This is a genomic window from Psychrobacillus faecigallinarum (assembly GCF_014836595.1).
GTDB classification, from domain to species: Bacteria; Bacillota; Bacilli; order Bacillales_A; family Planococcaceae; genus Psychrobacillus; species Psychrobacillus faecigallinarum.
Genome location: NZ_JACSQO010000004.1, coordinates 69,095 through 90,807, shown reverse-complemented (window position 1 = coordinate 90,807; position 21,713 = coordinate 69,095). Strand labels below are relative to the sequence as shown.

At 33.0% G+C, this 21,713-nt stretch carries 22 protein-coding genes, 1 pseudogene and 1 riboswitch; of the genes and pseudogenes, 4 read left to right on the top strand and 19 right to left on the bottom strand.

Annotated elements, in window-relative coordinates:
- Positions 1–248 precede the first annotated feature (248 nt).
- Positions 249–1,181 carry an aldo/keto reductase gene (locus tag H9650_RS09725; RefSeq protein ID WP_191697076.1) on the top strand — a complete coding sequence of 311 codons (933 nt, stop codon included), beginning with the start codon at positions 249–251 and terminating at the stop codon, positions 1,179–1,181.
- Between the two features lie 18 nt (positions 1,182–1,199).
- On the top strand, positions 1,200–2,351 hold the full coding sequence (locus H9650_RS09720; protein WP_191697075.1) for an acyl-CoA dehydrogenase family protein: 1,152 nt from the start codon (positions 1,200–1,202) through the stop codon (positions 2,349–2,351).
- Positions 2,352–2,630: 279 nt separating this feature from the next.
- Here the strand turns inward: H9650_RS09720 and H9650_RS09715 are convergent, their stop codons facing one another.
- The 8 genes from H9650_RS09715 to H9650_RS09685 all read right to left on the bottom strand — a co-directional run bounded on the left by H9650_RS09715 (position 2,631) and on the right by H9650_RS09685 (position 8,114).
- Positions 2,631–3,098 carry a hypothetical protein gene (locus tag H9650_RS09715; protein ID WP_191697074.1) on the bottom strand — a complete coding sequence of 156 codons (468 nt, stop codon included), beginning with the start codon at positions 3,096–3,098 and terminating at the stop codon, positions 2,631–2,633.
- A gap of 128 nt (positions 3,099–3,226) precedes the next feature.
- Complete coding sequence (locus H9650_RS09710) at positions 3,227–4,228, bottom strand: phosphotransferase (protein WP_191697073.1); 1,002 nt, start codon at positions 4,226–4,228, stop codon at positions 3,227–3,229.
- 127 nt (positions 4,229–4,355) lie between these two features.
- A complete protein-coding gene (locus H9650_RS09705; RefSeq protein ID WP_191697072.1) occupies positions 4,356–4,937 on the bottom strand; it encodes a GNAT family N-acetyltransferase in 582 nt (193 codons plus the stop codon).
- A gap of 212 nt (positions 4,938–5,149) precedes the next feature.
- Complete coding sequence (locus H9650_RS09700) at positions 5,150–5,629, bottom strand: hypothetical protein (protein ID WP_191697071.1); 480 nt, start codon at positions 5,627–5,629, stop codon at positions 5,150–5,152.
- 126 nt (positions 5,630–5,755) lie between these two features.
- Positions 5,756–5,884: a hypothetical protein gene (locus tag H9650_RS20645; RefSeq protein WP_263619332.1), complete on the bottom strand. Its 129-nt coding sequence runs from the start codon at positions 5,882–5,884 to the stop codon at positions 5,756–5,758.
- 128 nt (positions 5,885–6,012) lie between these two features.
- Entirely contained in the window at positions 6,013–6,597 is a 585-nt protein-coding gene (locus H9650_RS09695; RefSeq protein ID WP_191697070.1) for a hypothetical protein, read from the bottom strand.
- 349 nt (positions 6,598–6,946) lie between these two features.
- Positions 6,947–7,282, bottom strand: a complete 336-nt coding sequence (locus H9650_RS09690) for a hypothetical protein (RefSeq protein WP_191697069.1) — start codon at positions 7,280–7,282, stop codon at positions 6,947–6,949.
- 208 nt (positions 7,283–7,490) lie between these two features.
- The gene (locus H9650_RS09685) at positions 7,491–8,114 is read right to left on the bottom strand and encodes an FMN-binding negative transcriptional regulator (protein WP_191697068.1); all 624 of its coding nucleotides are present in this window, start codon (positions 8,112–8,114) and stop codon (positions 7,491–7,493) included.
- A gap of 1,194 nt (positions 8,115–9,308) precedes the next feature.
- Between H9650_RS09685 and secDF the strand changes: the two genes are divergently transcribed.
- Both secDF and H9650_RS09675 read left to right on the top strand, forming a co-directional pair.
- A complete protein-coding gene (gene secDF / locus H9650_RS09680; RefSeq protein WP_154310864.1) occupies positions 9,309–11,579 on the top strand; it encodes a protein translocase subunit SecDF in 2,271 nt (756 codons plus the stop codon).
- 91 nt (positions 11,580–11,670) lie between these two features.
- Positions 11,671–11,889 (top strand): annotated as a pseudogene (locus H9650_RS09675) (hypothetical protein); the annotation flags it as partial.
- Positions 11,890–12,115: 226 nt separating this feature from the next.
- Here H9650_RS09675 and H9650_RS09670 read toward each other — a convergent pair.
- From H9650_RS09670 to H9650_RS09625, 11 genes are all read right to left on the bottom strand, one after another.
- Positions 12,116–12,571: a hypothetical protein gene (locus tag H9650_RS09670; protein WP_191697067.1), complete on the bottom strand. Its 456-nt coding sequence runs from the start codon at positions 12,569–12,571 to the stop codon at positions 12,116–12,118.
- Positions 12,572–12,746: 175 nt separating this feature from the next.
- On the bottom strand, positions 12,747–13,376 hold the full coding sequence (locus H9650_RS09665; protein ID WP_144537198.1) for a LysE family transporter: 630 nt from the start codon (positions 13,374–13,376) through the stop codon (positions 12,747–12,749).
- Positions 13,377–13,725: 349 nt separating this feature from the next.
- Complete coding sequence (locus H9650_RS09660; protein ID WP_191697066.1) at positions 13,726–14,229, bottom strand: GNAT family N-acetyltransferase; 504 nt, start codon at positions 14,227–14,229, stop codon at positions 13,726–13,728.
- 209 nt (positions 14,230–14,438) lie between these two features.
- Positions 14,439–14,885 (bottom strand): site-2 protease family protein, encoded by a 447-nt coding sequence (locus tag H9650_RS09655; protein WP_151109967.1) that lies wholly within the window; start codon positions 14,883–14,885, stop codon positions 14,439–14,441.
- 341 nt (positions 14,886–15,226) lie between these two features.
- Positions 15,227–16,042, bottom strand: coding sequence for an adenosylmethionine decarboxylase (speD, locus tag H9650_RS09650; protein WP_144537200.1), 816 nt, complete (start codon positions 16,040–16,042; stop codon positions 15,227–15,229).
- A 202-nt stretch (positions 16,043–16,244) separates the two neighbouring features.
- Positions 16,245–17,153: a homoserine O-acetyltransferase MetA gene (gene metA, locus H9650_RS09645; protein ID WP_191697065.1), complete on the bottom strand. Its 909-nt coding sequence runs from the start codon at positions 17,151–17,153 to the stop codon at positions 16,245–16,247.
- Between the two features lie 199 nt (positions 17,154–17,352).
- Positions 17,353–17,457, bottom strand: a riboswitch (SAM riboswitch).
- Positions 17,458–17,546: 89 nt separating this feature from the next.
- On the bottom strand, positions 17,547–19,412 hold the full coding sequence (gene abc-f, locus H9650_RS09640; protein ID WP_191697064.1) for a ribosomal protection-like ABC-F family protein: 1,866 nt from the start codon (positions 19,410–19,412) through the stop codon (positions 17,547–17,549).
- Between the two features lie 108 nt (positions 19,413–19,520).
- The gene (locus H9650_RS20760) at positions 19,521–19,652 is read right to left on the bottom strand and encodes an RAxF-45 family protein (RefSeq protein ID WP_318245402.1); all 132 of its coding nucleotides are present in this window, start codon (positions 19,650–19,652) and stop codon (positions 19,521–19,523) included.
- Between the two features lie 71 nt (positions 19,653–19,723).
- Positions 19,724–19,951 (bottom strand): hypothetical protein, encoded by a 228-nt coding sequence (locus tag H9650_RS09635; protein WP_144536592.1) that lies wholly within the window; start codon positions 19,949–19,951, stop codon positions 19,724–19,726.
- 129 nt (positions 19,952–20,080) lie between these two features.
- Positions 20,081–20,476: a sporulation protein gene (locus H9650_RS09630; RefSeq protein WP_191697063.1), complete on the bottom strand. Its 396-nt coding sequence runs from the start codon at positions 20,474–20,476 to the stop codon at positions 20,081–20,083.
- A gap of 5 nt (positions 20,477–20,481) precedes the next feature.
- Positions 20,482–21,678: an AI-2E family transporter gene (locus H9650_RS09625; protein ID WP_144536596.1), complete on the bottom strand. Its 1,197-nt coding sequence runs from the start codon at positions 21,676–21,678 to the stop codon at positions 20,482–20,484.
- Positions 21,679–21,713 lie beyond the last annotated feature (35 nt).

Here is a 21,713-nt window from a genome sequence, read left to right as displayed (position 1 = left end):
TTTTTCTCTATTTAAATTTTTTTCATGACCATCTCTTGTGCTCTTTAACTTCTGGTTATCTGAAATGTAATTTTTCCTCTTGTCCTCTAATATCCTTTTATTTTTATTTCGACAAGAAAGTTTAAATATCCTCTTAAACGGCAATTTAACTAGCAGTACACTAGCAAGTAAAAGCTCTTTATTAGTACGTTGTGTAATTTATTGTTAAGATTAAATAGTCAAACATCTTGGAAAAGGAGAGGGTTTACTTGATTAAAAAAGTAGAAATCGGTAAAACTGGCTTACACGTCTATCCAGTAGGACTAGGAACAAATGCAGTTGGAGGCCATAATATATTCCCTAATTTAAATGATGAGGTTGGCAAAGAAATTGTGAGAACTGCTATACAAAATAATATTAACTTTATCGATACTGCATATATGTATGGTCCCGAACACTCCGAAAGGCTTATCGGAGAAGTGATAAAAGAAGGCGGTAAAAGAAGCGAACTAGTTTTAGCTACAAAGGGCGCGCAGAAATATGTTGAAGGAAAAATGATTGTAGATAATTCACCTGCTTTTCTTAGAGAAAGCGTTGAAAATAGTTTAAAACGGTTACAAACTGACTATATCGATTTGTTTTATATTCATTTTCCAGATGAAGCTACACCTAAATATGAGGCAGTTGGAGAACTTCATAGAATGAAAGAAGAAGGTAAAATTCGTTCCATCGGTGTTTCTAATTTTTCATTAGAGCAGTTGAAAGAAGGAAATAAAGATGGCTATATTGATGTTCTTCAATCTGGCTACAACCTGTTTCAAAGAGATGCAGAACAAAATCTGCTCCCTTATTCAATCGACAATAATATTTCTTTTATACCCTATTTCCCTTTAGCATCTGGCTTACTCACTGGAAAATTTAATGCAAATAGTACCTTTGAGGATGGACGCTCAAAAAATTCTTTATTCCAAGGGGAAGCTTTTAAACAAAACCTAAGAAAGGTAGATGAATTGAAGACAATTGCTAAGTCTAAAGACGTTGCTGTTTCTCATTTAGTATTAGCATGGTATTTAGCAAACGATGCAATCGATGTCGTAATACCAGGTGCTAAGAAACCCGAACAGGTTTTGGAAAATTTAAAAACACAGGAAGTAAACCTCTCAAAAGAAGAGATAGAGAAAATAGATACCATATTTAAGTAAGAGAGGATGCAATAGTCAATGGATCAGTTTATAAAAACAGAGCAACAGTATGAATTATTATCTATAATTAATGATTTAAAACCAGTTTTCAGGCATCGAGAGCCTGACCTAGATAATTTAGGCTCTTTTCCTTTTGCCGACTTTCAAGACTTAAAGAATATAAATTATCATACGTTAACACTACCAGAGAAATATGGTGGTCAAGGGTTCGGTTTATATGAGTATATTCTTGCTCAGGAGGCAATTTCTGAAGGCAGTGGCTCCACAGGATTATCTATCGGCTGGCATAACGGAATTATTTTAGAGTATGCAGAAAATAACCATTGGAACAGAGAAACAGCAGAATGGCTGCTCGGGGAGATTGGTAAAGGAGCAATTATCAATAGTGCCGCAACTGAAAAAAATGCTGGAAGCCCTACACGTGGAGCACTTCCACGAACAACCGTAGTTCGTGATAAAAAGGAACTAATTATTAATGGGGAAAAGACCTTTACGTCCGCTTCACCTGTTTTGAATTATATTTTAGTAACATGTACGAATGAAGTTGGAATTATTGAAATGATTGTTATTCCCAAAGATAGTCCAGGAGTAACAATAGAAGAAACCTGGGATATGCTTGCTATGAGAGGAACTGCTAGTCACACTCTTGTTCTAGAAAATGTAAGGGTTCCTGAAAGGAATATACTAAAAACCTTACCAGCTACAAGACCAGAGGCTAAAGGATGGATGCTTCATATTCCTGCCTGCTACATAGGAATTGCTGCAGCTGCGAGGAACTATGCAGTTGAATTTGCAGCTACATATACCCCTTCCTCTTTAGGAAAACCAATTGCAGAGACACCAAATATAAAACAAATTATAGGAGAAATGGAACTAGAGTTATCCATCGCAAGACATATGCTCTATGGAACGGCGGAAAGATATGAGCAGGCGGAAGATAAAACAACTCTCCAAGAATCACTAGATATTACTAAAATAGCTGTAACCAATGGTGCCATAAAAATAGTCGACTTAGCCATGAAAATTGTAGGCTCAAGAGCACTATCGCAGTCTAATCCAATGCATCGCTATTACATGAATGTGAGAGCAGGTTTGTACAATCCACCAATGGAGGACATGATAAAGGCTAAACTAGCGAGTGCGTCGATTAACGCCTTTCAAATAGATTAAATAGTATAAAACGAATGGATTTCAGATTGCAATTCATTCGTTTTTACTATTAACTCACAACCCAATAATGGATTTTTCTTCTCTTTTTCACGAAACATCCGCTAGCTCAATAAGGGATTTATTACTCATAAACTTTTACATAAACACTTCCAGATAGTCTATCTCCAATATAAGCATCTTCCACATTCCACTTATAGGAAGCATCCTTTTTGTTGGACAGTGCTGATCAGCAACATTTCAACGATCTCTCACTCATGTACATCGGTAGTTGAAGAATAACTAGTTTCTCAAAAATACGATACTACCGCTTCTTTCTATTTTAAAATCTAAATGATCATTTTTTTGTAGCATAAAAACAGAATCACTATAATTACTAGATTTAAAAGATATACCATAACCGTTATTCTCAGGATACCCATATAAATAGCAAACCACTTTTCCATCATTCAAAAAAACAATTTGATTCATTCCTTCACTTACTGTTTCGCTGATAGTATCCCATTTATATCCTACTGTTTTATATATTTCATTTTTCGGGGTATATGGCTGAAAGGAATATACCAATTCCCACTCAAACGGTGTTATATCTAATAAATTTACTGTTTCATCTGAATGCTCAATTGATAACACTTTTTCTCTTAATAACGCTTCGTTTACATCCCATAAATCCTTCTTTAATAAATTAATTATGATTACAAGACACATTAACCCTATAGCAATAAATACTAATTTTTTTCTAGATTTCATACCTCTAGTCCCCCTCGAACAGAAAATTTTGGAACCGTAATTTACCTATTCTTTATAACTAGATATCCAAGAAAATTGTGCATCATTATTAAACTAAAATACAACGTTGGTGGAAAAAAAGTAATTTACTACTCTATTTCAAACAGAAAAGATTTTTTCACGAGAAAAGCACTACAATAATTTTGTGTAACATAGGGCATTCTCCGCTGTATCCATTCGTGAGATTCTTGGTTATTAACTACAAATCCAAAACCCCCAAAAATAGCTAAAAGAAAACCCGCACTTATTAGAATTTCGTCTTCTTCATTAAGATTTCTTAATGTTTTATATCCTTCTAACACTTTTTTTCTGTGATTAATTTTAAAGGTTGTGAGCGTAATGCCAATATCGAATAGATAATAACCATAACCTGAGAAACCAAAGTCAATAGGGATAACTGTATCATTATTCACAATTATGTTTCCACCTTGTAGGTCAGCATGAATAATTCCCCAATTATTATTCGTTTTTGGTATTCTATCAAAAATAACTTTTATATATTTCAGTGTATCCAATATCACATCATATTGTTCAGGTGTAAATAAGTTAATTTCAACACCATACTGTAATCGATCAGTCAAATTCCTATACTTTTCAATATCGTAGACTGGACGGATAAATGGTTGTGGAATAATCCAGTTATTTGAGAAATTATGTATTTTAGCTAATACAACTCCTACTTCATAAGAAATATTTTTTGAATTTATTTCCACCCCAGTATATACATCACCATCTTTCCAAGTGAGGAGTGTTGCCAATTGAATTAAATTATTATCAGTATCAACAATTGTAGTAACCAAGTTTCCTTTTTTGTTTTTAATTGGTTGTTGTAAAGTTAAAGAGGTTTGTTCGTTTAAACTATTTAGCAATTCCACTTCCGAGTTTAGTCCTTCAAAGGTATGCTGTACACCATATAGCCCAGGAGTAATAGGAGAATGAATCCGCAAAACATAACAATTGTTATTTTCATTATTTTCTATTTTTAATGTGATATTGTCGTTTTGTCTTATAAATATTGATGAAAAATCAGTAATCCCATAATGTCCTAAAGCAACTTCAATGAGTTTGTCGTAATCAATTGTATTTTTCATATAGGTGTTCTCCTTATTCTCCAAAATAAGAGATTACTTCTTCAGCGAACCTGATACGTAGTTCAAAAAAATAGCTTTACTTCTTCTTGAAGTAAAGCACCTGTAAGTTGAAAAAGAAATTTTATCTTCAAGTTCGAGTTTCATTGGAATAATTAAACTCTTCCTTTAAGATAGAGTACATTTTTAAATCTCGATGCATTCCTTTCACAAATATACCTTTTCTAATGATCCCTTCAAAAGACATTCCTGCTTTTTCCATTACTCGTGCTGATCCGATATTTTCTACATCACACCTTGCTTGTATACGAACTAAATCCATTTTTTCAAAACCAAATTTTATTATTTCTTTCGCTACTTCACTAGTTAAACCTTTTCTCCAATAATCTTTTGAAATAACGTATCCGATTTCAGCAGTTTTATTATTTGGTTGCCACCAAACAAAATCGATAGTCGCGATAAATTTTCCATTTTCCTTGCATTCAATTCCCCACGGTGAAACCTGCTTGTTTTCATATTTGTTCAATACAAATTCAACAAAGCCTTTTGTATCAGATATCGTTTCAAGGGTATTCCAAGTTACATACTTAGATACTTCTTCATCTGAACCATATAGATACATATCTTGAATATCTTCTAAAGTGACTTTTCTAAGAATAAGACGTTCTGTTTCTAAGATAGGTAAATCACCATATATTTTCTCAACATTCATTTAATCCCCTCCACTATTTTCTTGCTGAGAATACAACTTCTATAAAGAAGTTGTCTATCCCTCCTTCAACTACACTGCTGCTTTAGTTGAATAAGAAAATAGAGTTCCCAGTTATAAGGTCGGTTTAAAGACAAAATCTTTCTTTTTTTATAACATTTTCTGGGGTTGCTAAGGGGCGGGCGGAAAGGTAACTAATGGAGAGCAACAAAGTTTCATGTCTCAGTCTCACTAATTAAATTATAAATATAGTTATAGTCAAAAGTAGAATCCACAATTTTATAATATCCACTCTTGAATCCATCTATAGAAGAACTGATATGAAGGAGATTAGGCGAGTCTATAGATATATCCGAGATTAATATCTTATCCGATTCATTAAACGTCAACATTCCTGTATAAAAAGTGCTATTTTCATATTTAAACATCTCATATGCTGCTTTATCCTTTATAGGTACTAATTTTAGATCACTAAAATATTCCAAAACTAAGTCACAAGTATTTGTATCCTTACATTTTGTATTGATTCCTTCACCATCAGGGATATTTTTTGTCATAAAAAAATCAATCTTGGATTCAGATGCGTACTCTTTAATAGGGTTGAAAGGAATACTATAATATATGAAATTCTTATAAAGATAGAATGATAATAAAACTATACTAATCCCAAAGGCTAAATACTTAATTTTTTTCATCTTAAATACCAGTACCTTTCGTTCCATCTTTATTTTCAGCATATTGCGACAGTAGTCAATTACCATTTCCCATTTCAGAAATAATAATCCCCTTACAGGATTTAATCCACCAAGTTAAAATGATAACTAGAAAGTCTGACCACTCTTGCTCTGGAAAGTAACGATGATAATCAATAGTAAAGTTAATATTGCCATAATATTTGTCCTCTTTTCTAATGAGTCCAAATCAGCGTCTATTACTATTTCTTGCACCAAAAAGCAACCTCCTTGTTCAAGCATATAAATTAAAAAGGATTCGACCTTATTGAGCTAAGCTGCTTCATTAGTTTATAAAGGATAGACCATCGATATGATGACTATGTTTAACTTAAGCACACCATAGCTTAGTAAAAACAACCTATTAATTTAGGCACCAAATTTCTGTAATCGCTAAAAAAATTATTTATTGGAAGAACAGCAAAATAAGAAGAGACTTCTGCATTCGCTAATAGGCATTCATCATAAACCAAGCAAATATTCAACGTTCTTTGAGATTCTATCCCATTTTGCTTCAATGATTTTGCTAATTCTACATATAGCTTTTGGCCTCTTTCATCGATAGACTTTTCTACGCAAAACTGACCGGCAGTGCTTTCCCACCATACTAGATATGACTCGTAAATCTCAGTATATTTCTTAAAGTTTTCTGAATTAATTACGAATAATCTTTGATAAAATAAATCCATTTCTTCGTAAAATATCTTCATATCGTTACTTTGGGGTTTAGACTTACTTATAATTTCTGCAACTTCATCCCATAATTCTTTATATTTTAATTCAAAGTCATCATTATAAGTTATTTTTGATGGAAAAAAAGGGTATTTGCATTCTTTTATACTCTGACTTTGATTAAGATAAATATTTTGGATATATATCAGAAAATTCAATGTATAAGATGCACTAATTGTCATTAATAATGAATTCCCCATTCTTTTCCTCCAAACTATTGCACATATCTATGTATTCTGGAAGTTGTGATAATAATCTTTATACAACTCCCCTGCTACTTTGCTGAAATAGAAAAAGCTTAAAATCTTCTTGAAGTAAAGAACCCGTTTGCCATTCATGTGGTACACAATAATTATGCACCACAGAAAATGAAAATGGTTATAGGAGCCAATACTAGAAGTCCACTGAAATCAATAGACTTATTAAAGTCCTCTCTTCTCTTTTTCATAACGATTAAGCAGAGCTCTTTTTAAGCCCTGTAATTGATGAAATTACTTTTCATGGTAGTTCAATAAGGAATTTCATCTAACTTCAAAAATTTTACTAAGTTCATTCCATATATGCTTTATATAACATGTCATTAACTTTAATAGCTATGGACTCTTCGATATCAGTATTAATTATTTTAAAAATTTTACTGGGGCTTTTATATGGGTTTTCGTCTTCAGAGTACGACACAATTTCTTGTATTCGAGTGATCTTGCCTATTTGTACTTCAACCTCGTTAGTAGCTAAAACTTCATCGGTCATTAAATAGGTTAAATTTTCTATTTTAATTTTGGCAGGTGTAGTGTTAGTAAATTCAGCATTGCTTATTTTGTTCGTATTACATCCTGAAAGCAAAATAGAAACAAAAATAATACCTATTTTTATTGCTTTCCTCAATGTAACCGCCCCTTTCTACACAATTTACATTCAATGAATCCCCAAATGATATGACTTTAACGTACATTTTAAATACCTTCTTATTAAACTAACCCTGCACGATTTGTAAAACACCCTATGTTTATAATTCTATTAAATTGGGAATAATCCTTCGCTCATTTGACTAAACCATCCATTAGTACAAGGGAAATCTTCACAAAACAACTTCTTAATTCCCCTTATTTTTTGTTATTTTCATCGCTTTCGCCAATTGATGAGAATTCAAATTTTCTTCCTTCTGTAGTTGTTCAATGATGTTGCGGTAATCCTCTTCATTTCGATTCTGGCTTAGTTTATAAGCAGCTTGTATTTCTTGTACTTTAATCTTAAATCCCACAATACCTTTAAGTTCCCTTTCCAATAGCCCCGGTGAAAGTTTGTCCCATAAAATTGGATTTTTTCGATGTTTTTCATATTTTTCTAGTAACATAACCAGGTCATGTTCTAACTCTTCTTGCTCTAAAATAACCGGTTTTCCATATACATGTACAGCTTGGTAATTCCATGTTGGAACATTTTCATGACCATACCATGAAGAAGTAATATACGCATCCGGCCCCTGGTAAATAACAAGTGCGGTCTCACATGCTTCGAATGTTCTCCACTGAGGATTCCCGTATGCCATATGTCCAGTAATATAATATTCATCGCCTTTTTTTCTATACTCCAAAGGTATATGTGTAGCAATAGGTTTCCCTTGTTTTGTTGTAACGAGTGTTCCAAAAGAGTTCGCTTGAATAAACTCTTTGACTTCATCCATGTCTGTGACTTTAAAATATTTTGGAATAAACATATTTAAACTACTCCTTTATTGTTTTTATAAGTAACCTACTACACAATTTGACATCCAAAAATACTATTTTTGAAACTATTTCAATCCATCCATGTCTGTGACTTTAAAATATTTTGGAATAAACATATTTAAACTACTCCTTTATTGTTTTTATAAGTAACCTACTACACAATTTGACATCCAAAAATACTATTTTTGAAACTATTTCAATCCAGATCCAACTGTTACTAGATCAATTTCATAGTATTAAAAATGGGAAATTAGGCTTTTTCATTAGTCCATAATAGCGCTCTTTGACTAGAAGACTTTATAAATAATTGCCCTTCCACTACTCTCCCATTGAACAAGGAAAACTGCCACAAAATGAAAGAGAGCTGGATTTTCAGCTCTCTACTACACTGAAGCCATCGTCAGCACAATAAGAATGTAAACTATCAGAATAAGTATTGTTTGTTGTTTAGGCCTCAATCATGAAGGCTTTAAAACACAGTAGAATTGAAGCATTCAATAACATAACCTTTTTCAATGGGAGTGTATTATGCTAAAAGGATTGATAACAACACTTCGTTGCTATCCATATGATAACATAATATTCCAAAAACAATAGGTGTATTTCACATTAAACAAAACGCCCAGATAAATGAATATCTTGTTTAGTTATTGCCCCCTATTTCGTTATTTCTCCACCCACCATTTAAAAAATCTATTATTTCTCCTTATTTTAATGGACCCTATTGCCACTTTGTACTAACCTTCCTTTAATACGTTTAAAATAAATTTAAGTTGCAATTTTACTCATTTTTCCCATTTTTATTTAAAAAATCCAGTTTATTTTTAAGCTTATCTAAGCTTCTGCTTAGGTCAATAAATAAAGCTTTACTCCCTCTTGAAGTAAAGTACTCGGTAAACAACATAAAGAGTTATTTTCTTGGATTAACTCGCTTTCTAGTTTATTAATTCTTTAAAGTAAAATTGACTCTTTTTTCAATGTGTTTCATAATGAAATTGTTGTATATTTACTTTAAATACATAAGTTGGACATCATTTATACATATCAGGCGCAAACATTAAAAGGTTATCTTTAAAAGTTGTTGTATGTAACTCAAGAGGTTATCAAATAAATGTGACGTTCTTAAGCTGCGCTCGTTTGTTATAGATTTGTGCGTTACTTAAAGCGAGGAGGAAGAATTACATATGAAGACAAGATGGCGGATTGTCGCATTTTTCCTTGTTATCGTAGTATTAGGTGCTTCTATGAGCACGACGACAAAGGGAATCTTAAACGATATTAAATTAGGTTTAGACTTACAAGGTGGATTTGAAGTTTTATATCAAGTTGAACCTCTGAAAGATGGCCCCAAAATAACCGAAAAGGATGTAGCGGCTACTGCAAATGCGCTTTTAAATCGTATTGACGTATTAGGTGTTAATGAGCCGGTTATTGAAGTAGAAGAAGGAAATCGAATTCGAGTTCAATTAGCTGGCGTTGATGATGAAGCCTCTGCACGTAAATTATTATCAACAGAAGCAAATTTAACATTCCGTGACGCTGATGATAACTTAATGCTTGATGGGAATGACTTGAAAGAGGGCGGTGCAAATGATTCTTTCGATCAAAATGGAGCACCTATCGTGTCATTACAATTAAAGGACGCAAATAAATTTGCTCAAGTAACACAAGATATTCTTGCTAAAGCTCCAAACAACGTCCTTGTAATTTGGTTGGACTTTGAAGAGGGTGTTGATTCTTTCAAAGAAGAAGTATCAAAAGAAAAACCTAAATTTATATCTGCACCTCAAGTAAGTAAAGTTTTGAATACTTCAGAGGTTCAAATTTCAGGATCCTTCACAGTTGAAGAAACAAAGAATTTAGCAGGTGTTTTAAACGCTGGTGCTTTACCTGTTAAACTAACTGAAGTTTATTCGACATCCGTAGGGGCACAATTTGGTGAACATGCATTATCATCGACGGTCAATGCAGGAATTATTGGAGCAGTACTTATTTTACTATTCTTGATGTTCTACTATCGTCTACCAGGAATTGTAGCAAATCTTACGTTAGTTGTTTATGTGTATTTAAATTTATTAGTATTTGATTGGATTAACGGAGTTCTTACGTTACCTGGAATTGCTGGGCTTGTCTTAGGGATTGCAATGGCAGTTGATGCGAATATCTTAACTGCTGAAAGAATTCGAGAGGAAATTCGAATTGGTAAAACTGTTAAACAAGCTTTCGAAGAAGGAACAAAATCGTCATGGTCTGCCATTCTTGATGCGAATGTAACTTCACTAATTGCAGCAGTCGTATTGTTCTACTTCGGGACAAGTTCTGTAAAAGGATTTGCAACGATTTTAATTATCAGTATTTTAGTCAGCTTCATTACTGCTGTTTGGGGGTCTCGAGTTTTACTTGGATTACTTATTCGAAGTGGATATTTCGATAATAAAATTGGTTGGTTCGGTGTTAGAAATTCAAAAGTTCATTCGATTGAAGAAAATGTCAGTTCACTTGATCTTTCAACAAATTTTGATAGATTTGACTTCGTGCACTCACGTAGACGATATTTCACCTTCTCGATTATTTTTATTTTAATTGGAGTAATTATATTAAGTATATTTAAATTAAACTTAGGTATTGACTTTGCCAGTGGAACACGAGTTGAGGTATTAACAAACGAGCCACTAACTGAAGAACGAGTCTTAACTTATATGGAAAACTTAGGTTATCCATCTGACGATATTGTTATTTCTGGTGATACGAAAAATATCGCCGCTGTTCGTTATGTAGATGAGTTTTCTCAAGATGAAATTTTGAAATTGAAAAAAGAAATGAAGGCTGAGTTTGGAATTGAGCCAAATATAAGTGCAGTTTCAAATACAGTCGGTAAAGAACTTATAAGAAACGCGATTTATGCATTAATCTATGCAGCAATTGGAATTATTATCTATGTAGCAATTCGTTTTGAATGGAGAATGGGGATTGCTTCGATCCTTGGTGTTTTACACGATATCATTCTCATGGTAGCAATTTTCAGTTTTACTCGTTTTGAAGTTGACTTAACCTTTATTGCTGCTGTTCTAACAATTGTCGGGTACTCGATAAACGACAAAATCGTAACGTTCGACCGCATACGTGAGAACTTAAATCGAGTGAAGAAAATTAATAATGAAAATGAGTTAGCGGAAATTGTAAATAAATCACTTCGTCAAACGCTTGCTCGTTCAGTAAACATTGTGTTGAATATTGCATTTGTTGTTGTTTCCCTACTTCTATTTGGTGCAGAGGCAATTCGAAACTTCTCATTTGCACTGTTCTTAGGTTTATTGGCAGGAACATATTCATCCATTTATATCTCTGCACAGCTTTGGTTTGTCATTATGAAACGAAGCATGAAGAAAAAAGGTGGAGAAATAGACGTCGAGCAAAAGAAAAAACAATGGGGAACAGACGAACCGGTTGTATAACAGTTTGAACACGAAAAGAACGGGTATTATGCCTGTTCTTTCTTTGCTCATTTTTTTCATATCACGATATTAAGTCAAGGGGGGTAATCTCATGAAAAAGGTAATTGGATTAAGTTTTATTCTTTCTGCTGGTATCACATTACCTGGATGTTCAGGTGTAATAGAAAATTCTATAGATTCAAGTGAAAGAGCTAATTATGAAATTGCTATTAAACAAGAAACTGGAAACGGAAGTATTGAATTATTAACACCAACTATTACAACAAAAGATAATCAATTAAAATTTATGACGGAGGGTATTGATAAAAATGATACTCATACAGACTTTGTAACAATACATCCGATAGTTTGTTTATTTCTTCGTTAGTCAAGAATGATCCCTCCTCAATAATCAATATACATCACAAGAGAAAAAAATTCTTTATTTTTGCTTTCTCCATATAATGTTAATCATACAATGAGAAATAGTACCAAACCGTATGTTGACCAATATTGTTTACTAATTAGCTCATAAAACTAAACACATCATAAGTTAGTTATTGTGTTCCATGTTTATCTAAAGCAAAGGAAGCACGCCTTCGCACATACTCCTGTTCATCATTTAGAAAATCACTTAAATACATTCTTATCAATAAGTTATCTCCCTTGATTTCTCCGAGACCATAAGCAACTTGCCATTTTGCATCGGCATCACTATAAATTAAAGCATACTTAGTTAATGATAAAAGTTGATTAGGTATGTCTATAAGGTTTTCTATGATATTCTCGACTTCATTATCTCTTGCTAGTATATAAAGAAAATCTTCAATAAGTTCTTCGTTCCATCGCTCAACTGATAACTCTTTAAGTAAATTTCCTGTGTCGTGGTATTGCCAGTTCCAGTTTGGGTATTCTGTTTCCCATTCTTCAGAGGATTTATCAGCTTTGCGAGCCCATCTTTTAAAATCAGAAACTCCATTTTTAAAGAGTAATACAAGTTCCTCTTCTCCCATTCCATACATACCTCATCTACTTCATATTTTCATTGCAAAAAGTTTATCAGCTTGTTCAACTAACCTGTAACATTTCACAGTGGTTCAACGAATTCTACTTGTTATTTATAATGTAAAAATAGACCATCGATAATGATGGTCTTGTGTAACTTCAGCACCCGTTCGTGAAAAAGTATTATATATATAACTTCAAACTTTGAATGAACTCATAAACAAAATATCCCGCAAAACCTATTAATAATATCCCCGATATTATTGTTAACCATTTAATCATATTTCTATTTAGTGCTTTCCTTGTAATCGATATAATAGTGAGTAATCCAATGTCGTGTAGCAATATTCCACTTAAAATTCCTAATGCAACAATGAAAAAATGACTTTCATCGCTGGCATAGTTTTTAGCAAGTACTACTCCAAATACATTTACCCAAAAAACTAGATTCCCTGGAGATATGGCCACAAGAAGTCCGTTCTTAAATGAACTAAAAAAAGACTTTGTTACTTTTTCTCCAGATAAAGTAATATCTTTATCAGCATTTTTAATTGAATCGTAACCTATGTACAATAAAAACAGAGCACCAATAAGCCACATCGGAATTTGGATAATAGGCAGCGCTAAGATAGAAGCAAGTCCTGTTGATAGTAAAATGATTAGCACAAAATCAATTGTCATACCACCTAACCCTACTGCCCATCCATGTATAAATCCATTTTTCAATCCTTGCTTCGTCATTTCGACTGTAATTGCGCCTACAGGCATTGCAATGGCAAGTCCCACCATTACATAAGCAAAATACAAACTCACAATGAACACTTCTCTCAAAAGTAAAAATAAATACCCTCATATGTCCGTTTATATGAATTATTATACAGAATAAAGCATATTATATTCAACCTCTTATACTAAACTTTTTCGTTAGTAGAATTTTAATATTTCACACTGATAAACAAATCATCGAAATGAAACACATCTTCAATTAAAAATCACAATCTCAGTTATACTTCTACTTTTCAAAATTTCATATTTACTTATGCACCTATAATAGAACTAGAATGTTGGGAACAACTATTAATGCTATAGACCTTGGTAATAATACAAAAAAACGAGGCACCATTGCCAAATGATGCCTCGTTTCATCCTACGTTAATTTATTTTAAACAAATCTCCAAAAATATAATTCATCTGTTTCTTTATAAATTTTCGCCCCACATTTTTCTAAAACTCTATGCGATGGAATATTGTCTTTATCCGTATCAGCAATAACATACATAACATCGGCCTGATCTAGCAACCAGTTTTTCATGTTATTAATAGTTTCCGTCATATAGCCGTTCCCTTGATATTCTGGAAGAGTATAGTACCCTATTACTACTTCACCATTTTCATTAGGAAGACCTTTTAACATTACTCCACCAACACTACAGTTTTGATCTTTCGAAACGATTAACCAATTGGTATACCAAATATAATTTTCTTCATCACTTAACAGTTTTGAAAGTCTAATTTCCATAGCTTGTTTAAGATCCGAACTAAGAAATCTATTTGATTCATTGATAGATAAACTCTGTTCCATTTTCTTTGGATTATCAATTAGTAATCTTAGATTTTCTGCAGTCAGTGGAATTAATATTAATCTTTCTGTGTCTAATTCAATCATTATTACACTCCTATCATAATTTTGTACGTCATTTTATAGACAAAAACAAATTTAAAAATAGGTATATGTTATTGGCAGCTACTCCCATTAAAATTTATCCAAAATAAAGGTAGCATTACACTTTGCCGTCCAATATTGTATGGTCATTAAAGTTTATCATTCCAGAAATATCCTGTCTATTCCAATATGTTTTTACTATTAACTTCTAACTAATTCTTATATAGTTCTATTAATTGTTTACCGTCCGTAGCACCTATTATTGTATTAAGTGGAATTAGATTGATTAAAACAGTTAGATACGATACAAAAATAAAACTATCCAAATAGTTTCTAAAAACTAGGAATTCATAACCAGTTAATAAGTGAAGTACTATAGCAGAAATAAAGTTAAAGAAAACTCCCCCTAAGTAATAAAATGTTTTTTGGCTTTTACTTAATTTCTCATGGTTTTCTGAAAAAACTCTTCCTCCAAAGAAGTAAACTTTTTTTATGAGAAAATTATTTATCTGTAAAAGTGTATTACCATTCCCTATAGAGAACTCACTTACTTTCGCACCAAATATTTTCAAAAAAAATGCGTGTCCAGCTTCGTGAATGAGTGCAATAATTGGGCTAATAAACAAAGTAATAATTATGAAGTTTATTAAAAAGTCCATCTTTTCATCCCCTTTCTAACATTTACGGAGAAAGGGTTATAATGTTTCGAATATTTCTGAATATTAATTTTCAGCCATATTATTTCATGAAGTAAGAGTCGTCTAAGTAGTTCACTGAACATTAAATGATAAATCAACCTTTTTTATGACTATTGTCTTACAACTGGTTTATTCGGCTATAAAATTTCTTTCCGGTCATAAATTTTTTTATCCGGTCATTAACCTGGTCTATCCGGTCATAAATTTTTCTATCCGGTCATAAACTTGGTCTATCCGGTCATAAAGTCCATTCTTCACACAAATGAAAAGCTCTGAGTGATTTACTCAGAGCTTTTTTCAATTTAATCTGATCGAGTCATGTTTTTTGCGTAAAAGATTTCGTCCATTTCTGTTTTTAGCTTTTTCGTTATCAATATTTTTTCTTCTTCTGAAAGTTCATCTTCGTTGTAGCCAAATAGGTAATTATTCAAGTCAAACTGCTTTAGCTTACATTTAGTATGAAAAATATTTTCCTGATAAACGTTAACATCGATCATATGGTAAAATTCCTGCAAAGCATCTGGGATATAATTTTGAATGGAATTAATATCGTGATCTATGAATAATTTATGGCCTTTCACATCTCTCGTGAACCCTCTCACTCGATAATCCATGACCATCACGTCAGTTTCAAAGGAATGAATCAAATAATTTAGTGCTTTTAATGGAGAAATTTCTCCGCAAGTAGAAATATCTATATCTGCTCTAAAAGTACTGATTCCTTCATCCGGGTGATATTCCGGATAAGTATGAACAGTAATATGGCTTTTATCTAGGTGACCAAGTACAGTTTCTGGTATTGGCCCCGGAGATTGCTTAAATGATTCTATCGGTGTTTGATCGACAGGTCCTTCCGATACTAAAATGGTTACACTTGCACCCTGCGGCTCGTAATCCTGCTGTGCAATATTTAATATATTCGCTTCTATAATTTCGGATACTTTGGTTAGTATATTAGTTAAGCGTTCAGCGTTATATTGCTCATCAATATATTCTATATATTTTTCCCTTTCTTCCTTGGTTCTCGTATAACAGATATCATACATATTAAAGCTTAATGTTTTCGTTAGATTATTAAACCCATGTAACTCGATTCTTTGTTTTGGTGTCAAACTCATAGACTTAACCTCGCTTCCAATAAAGTGTAAATCAATACCATTAAAAATATGTTTCTTTGTATAATACAATGTCTCTTCTCTTTTGTTTTCCCTAATATCTGAATAAATAAAACTAAAAATAAGAAAAACTCCTGTTTATTTAAACAGGAGTTCAATATACAAGACAAATATTACTTTCTTTCTGACTGTTCAATAGAACATTTTATTCCCAATCATAAGGAGTAGCTTGGTATACATAGTAATTTAACCAGTTTGAAAATAACAGATGCGTATGGGCTTTCCATGTATTCAATGGTTGACTAGAAGGATCATTATTTGGGAAATAGTATTTAGGCATCTCAACCTCTATTCCTTTGTTGAGATCTCTATTATATTCCTCTGCCAAAGTATGTGCATCATACTCTAAGTGACCAGTCACCATCACAAATTTGTTGTCATTCGATTTCACAAGAAATACTCCAGCTTCCTCAGAATTGGCAAGGATGGTTAAGTGTTCATTCCTTTCAATTTCTTCCCTTGAAACAGATGTATAACGGGATACTGGGGCATTAAATTTGTCATTAAATCCTCTTACTAGATCCTCCACCTGATTAGTTAAAATGTGTCTAAACACTCCTGAACACTTTTGAGTAAGAGGAAATTTATCAATTCCATAATGATAATAAAGAGCTGCTTGGGCACCCCAGCAAATGTGTAACGTTGAGGTCACATTCAATTTAGACCATTCCATGATTTCCTTCATCTCTCTCCAGTAATCTACCTCTTCGAATGGAAGTTGCTCAATTGGAGCACCAGTAATAATCATGCCATCATACTTTTTTTCCTTAATTTCATCAAATGTCGAATAAAATGTATTTAGATGAGTTTTACTAGCATTTTTAGATTCGTATGTTGCTGTATTCATAAATGTTATATTTACTTGTAATGGTGTATTACCTAAAAGTCTTAATAACTGTAGCTCTGTTTTTTCTTTTTCAGGCATTAGATTGAAAATAACGATGTTGAGTGGACGAATATCTTGTGTATATGCTCTTTCTTGATCCATTACAAAGATTTTCTCTTCTTTTAATAATTTTGTTGCCGGTAATTGTTTTGGAATATTAATAGGCAATTTATTTCCTCCTTATAGAAAAGCACTAGAACTAACGTTTGTACAGTGAAAACATAGGTACAATTACAAAGCAATTCAGATTTTACTTGAACCTTGTGGGTAAACTCTGAGCTAGACAACCAAAAACCAGATACTTTTTTTCAAACAAAAATGCCCCTCTTTCCATGTAAGAAAAGAGGGGCAAAAATTTGCTCTTTAGCTCTTATCTTCCAAGATAATGTCTTGTAGGAGTTAGCACCTTTCTGTATAACAGAGGTTGCTGAAGCTTCAACGGGCCTAATCCCTTCGCTTCTCTTGATAAGAATATTTAATTGTTATAATTATTTGTCAATAAATAATATTAGCATGGTCTCTTATTTATATCAACCCATTTTCAAGAATAGCCTATTAATCTCATAGTTCTAACCACTTCTCCATTAATTGTTCCAACTGCTCTTCTGCGTGTAATTTCTTCAAGCTTAATGACTCATAGATTGACCAGTCTGCCTCTACGTTAATCTGATTTTCTAAGTCACTTATTATCTTCTCTAACTCATTTATTTGGTGTTCTAGTGGAACCTTATTTTCTTGTTTAGTGGTTGGTGATTTTTTTATGGGCAGCTGCTCCTTTATTTCTTTCTCCGAATTTTGTTTAGAGCTAAATTCAACCCATTTTTCTCTTGCCCATTCAAACGGTCCTTCATAAGTTGTAAGCTTGCCATTCTCTAGCCAAACAGTTCTTGAAAATAGTTTATTTAAGAAATATCTATCATGGGAAACAGCAATAATTGTTCCACTAAAATCATCGAGTGCTTCTTCTAACACCTCACAAGAATCAATGTCCAGATGGTTAGTTGGTTCATCTAATATTAAACAATTGATGTCTTGATGCATTAACTGTGCTAGACGAAGACGCATTCTTTCTCCACCGCTTAAATCAGCAACTCTTTTGAAAACATCGGGTCCGTAGAACATAAACTTCGCTAATATGTGGCGCGCTTCTCCTTCACTAACGTTCACTTCACCTCTGAAAATATCTATCAATCGAGCTTTTGGATCTCCTATCTCAAAATGTTGAGATAGGTAGCCAAGTCTTACATTACTCCCAAATCGAGCTTCCCCTATATCAATTGTTTCTTCCCCTCTGAGAATATTTAATATGGTTGTTTTACCCGTTCCATTTCTTCCTACTATAGCAAGTCGATCTTTCCAATAAACATGCATATCTGTGTCATTTAAAATCTTTTTATCTCCAAAGCATCTGGAGACGCTCTCCATTATTACTACTTCTTTTCCACTTCTAGGTGCTGCGTCAAATGTCAGGTTCATTTTTTTAGGATCTATCAAAGGCTTTCGAACCTTTTCCATACGTTCTAGAGCTCGTTCCATATTTCTCGCTTGTCGATGAAGTCCTGCATTTGGAGGAACAGCCTGATTAGCCCAAATTTTCAATCTCTTAATGGCTTCTCTCATTTTTTTTATCTTTTTTTGTTGTTCCTCATATTGCTGGAATTCACGAGTCAGCTTTTCTTCCTTCTCTATTAAAAACGAAGAATAATTACCATGATAAAGTGTTAACATCCCGTCCTCAAGATCGGCAACATTAGTGACAACCGTATCTAGGAAATATCGGTCGTGTGAAATTAAAACTACAGTCCCTGAATAGTTAACCAAATATTCCTCCAGCCACTCTATAGCATACAAATCCAAATGATTGGTCGGCTCATCCAAAAGTAATAACTGTGGTCTGGTTAGAAGAAGCTGTCCAAGCATTATTTTTGTTTGCTCACCCCCACTTAAACTTGAAAAAGTCTGATTGACAAAGCCACTTAGCTGTAACCCTTGAATTACTTTATCAATTTCCGAGTCAATACCGTATCCACCCTGTAAAGTGAATTTTTCCTGAATATCCCCATACTGTTTTAAGAGCTTTTCTAATATCTCAGAATCAGCTACTGCAAGCTCATGTTCTAGTTCGCTCATCTTTTGCTGAAGTAGCCTTATATCCTCAAAAGCATCATATAGCAGATCTTTCCCTGTAATATGATTTTCAAAAGTGGGGATTTGAGCAAGATAACCTATTTTTGTCCCCTTTTTGAAGGTTATCGTACCTTGATCTGGTTTTTCTATACCTGCAATCATTTTAAAAAGAGTTGTTTTACCGCTTCCATTTCTACCAACTATCCCTAATTTGTCTCCAGACCTTACATCCAAGGTTAAATCCTCAAATATTGTGTTTCCACCAAGCATTTTACTAATTTCCTGTATTTTACATATCATTATAATTCGCTTCCTCTCCAAAATATAGCTGGAAGCATTTTTCTGCATACAAAAAGACTGCTCCATAAGCGGGCAGTCTCCTAAATGTGGTTCAGAAAGAATGGCTTATCAGCTGTGAATTTCATGTAATTGTTTAAAAAAGGACAGACTGGTCCCGTTCTTAGTAAATCCATGAGTAATCGCACAGGATATGGATAAAAATCCCAAAATAAATCCATGTGCATTCACAGCGTTTTTCATTCCTTCTTCACCTCCGGTCATTAATGTAAGACTATTTTAACATATTCCACTATTTTGTACAATGTGAATTTTTATTCGTCACCTTTTAAGCCCTCTAAGCCAGGATCGTTAAGCTCGTTCGTGTTTGGCATTCCTTCATCATTTTCTTTATTAACTTCTTCATTCCCTGATTCCGGGGTAATACTATCCCTTGTATTATCGATCGTTTCTGGCGGTGGGACATCATTTGAAGTACGATCTTCTCCACAAGCAGTTAAAGGCAACAAAACTAATATTAACAAAACAATTAACTTTTTCATCGGTTGCTCCTTTATGATGCAGATATCACTTGTAAGCAATAATCTGCAGTCTCTTTTCACATAGAGTGGTCTTCAAATAGAATTTTATCCACAAAAAAACCAGCAATAAATGCTGGGATTCTTTGCTTTTTATTCCTCAATATCAAAATGTATTTCATCTTCATCATTGTATTCGGAACCATTTTCAAACAAGACGGTCGTTCTTAAGATAAGTGTAGTCATTTCTTCTTCACCATCTGGAAGCCATCTTTCATCTGGCATTATTTCAAAAGGAATCATTTGCATATCCTTAGATGCGACAGTACCAACCAGTTCAATAGAATGCTTGGAAACAACCTTTGGTACTTTACCATTAATCACTTTAAAGACTTCTAATTTAATATTTTCAATTTGCTCATAGTCATGTACGCCATCAATATAGATAGTTCCTGAAAGATTTATACCGTGTTCGATATAAGGATGATCCACAATTGTATCAATCTTTATTGATTTTACTTCTATACTGGAGTTAAATTTTTTGGCCATTACTCTCATTCCACCTTGTTATTTGTGTACTCATAATGTTTTTCTACAACCGGTTCAAATTTATTGTACCTCTTTTTAAACAATGTGTAAAAATGGGAAACTATAACTTTTAAAATGGCATACCCCGGAATACCTAATATAACTCCAGGAACTCCGAATAATGCACCAGAAGTAATCAATACAAAAATAATAGTAATTGGATGCACATGTAGTGATTTACCCATAATTTGTGGGGATATAAATTTCCCTTCAATCAGTTGAACAACCGTCCATACAACAGCGAGCTTAATCAACATAAATGGCGATGTGACTAAAGCAATAATAGCTGCTGGAGTAATAGCTATAACTGGCCCTAGATAAGGGACAACACTTGTTACCATAGCCAATACGCCTAACAATAATGCATAATCCATTCCAATAATGGTGAAACCAATAAAAATCATTATTCCTATGCACATGGAAACTAGTATCTGACCTTGGATGTAAGAGCTAATTTGCTTGTCTATGCTAGTAAATACCGATTTTAAATCCTCTCTCATACGAGGTGGAAATATTTTAAGAATATATGCAGGAAGCTTTTCTCCATCCTTTAAAAGGTAAAATAAGATAAAAGGCACAGTGACAATTGCTAATATGAAGCTAGTAAGTATACCGATAAAAGATGAAATACCAGTTGCTATACCAGTGAAGGTATTTTGGAAGAATGCTCCTAGTTCCTTTGGTAAATCATATAACAGATTAGCAACATCATTCTCTATTTGTAAATAATAAGAGCTAATAAAAGTATTTGTTCTCAAAAATGAATCTAATTGACTCAATACTTCTATAAAATAACCTGGGAGCTCTTCTGCCAATCTAAAAAATTGAGCTTTTAAAAAGGGAAACACAAGAAATACCAATAAGGTAACAATTCCTACTAAAGCTAAAAAGATCAGGAGTATTCCGAGCACTCTTTTAACTTTAATTTTTTCTAGCATTCGCAATATCGGTCTAAGTAAATAATAAACAATGACCGCTAAAATGATTGGTAGTATAACATTCCCCAAAAAAACTGTGAGCGGGACAAAAATAAAGGAAATTTCATCATAAATCATAATGATTAACCCAATCATCAACAGCAATATAAGGGTGAATATAGTATTACGCCCACCTAAAAACTTTATGTATCTCGTTGAGAAAAAAGAAGGCTTTTCTGGTTCCACTTTTACCAAACATCCTTTCCTATACCCTTATTTTA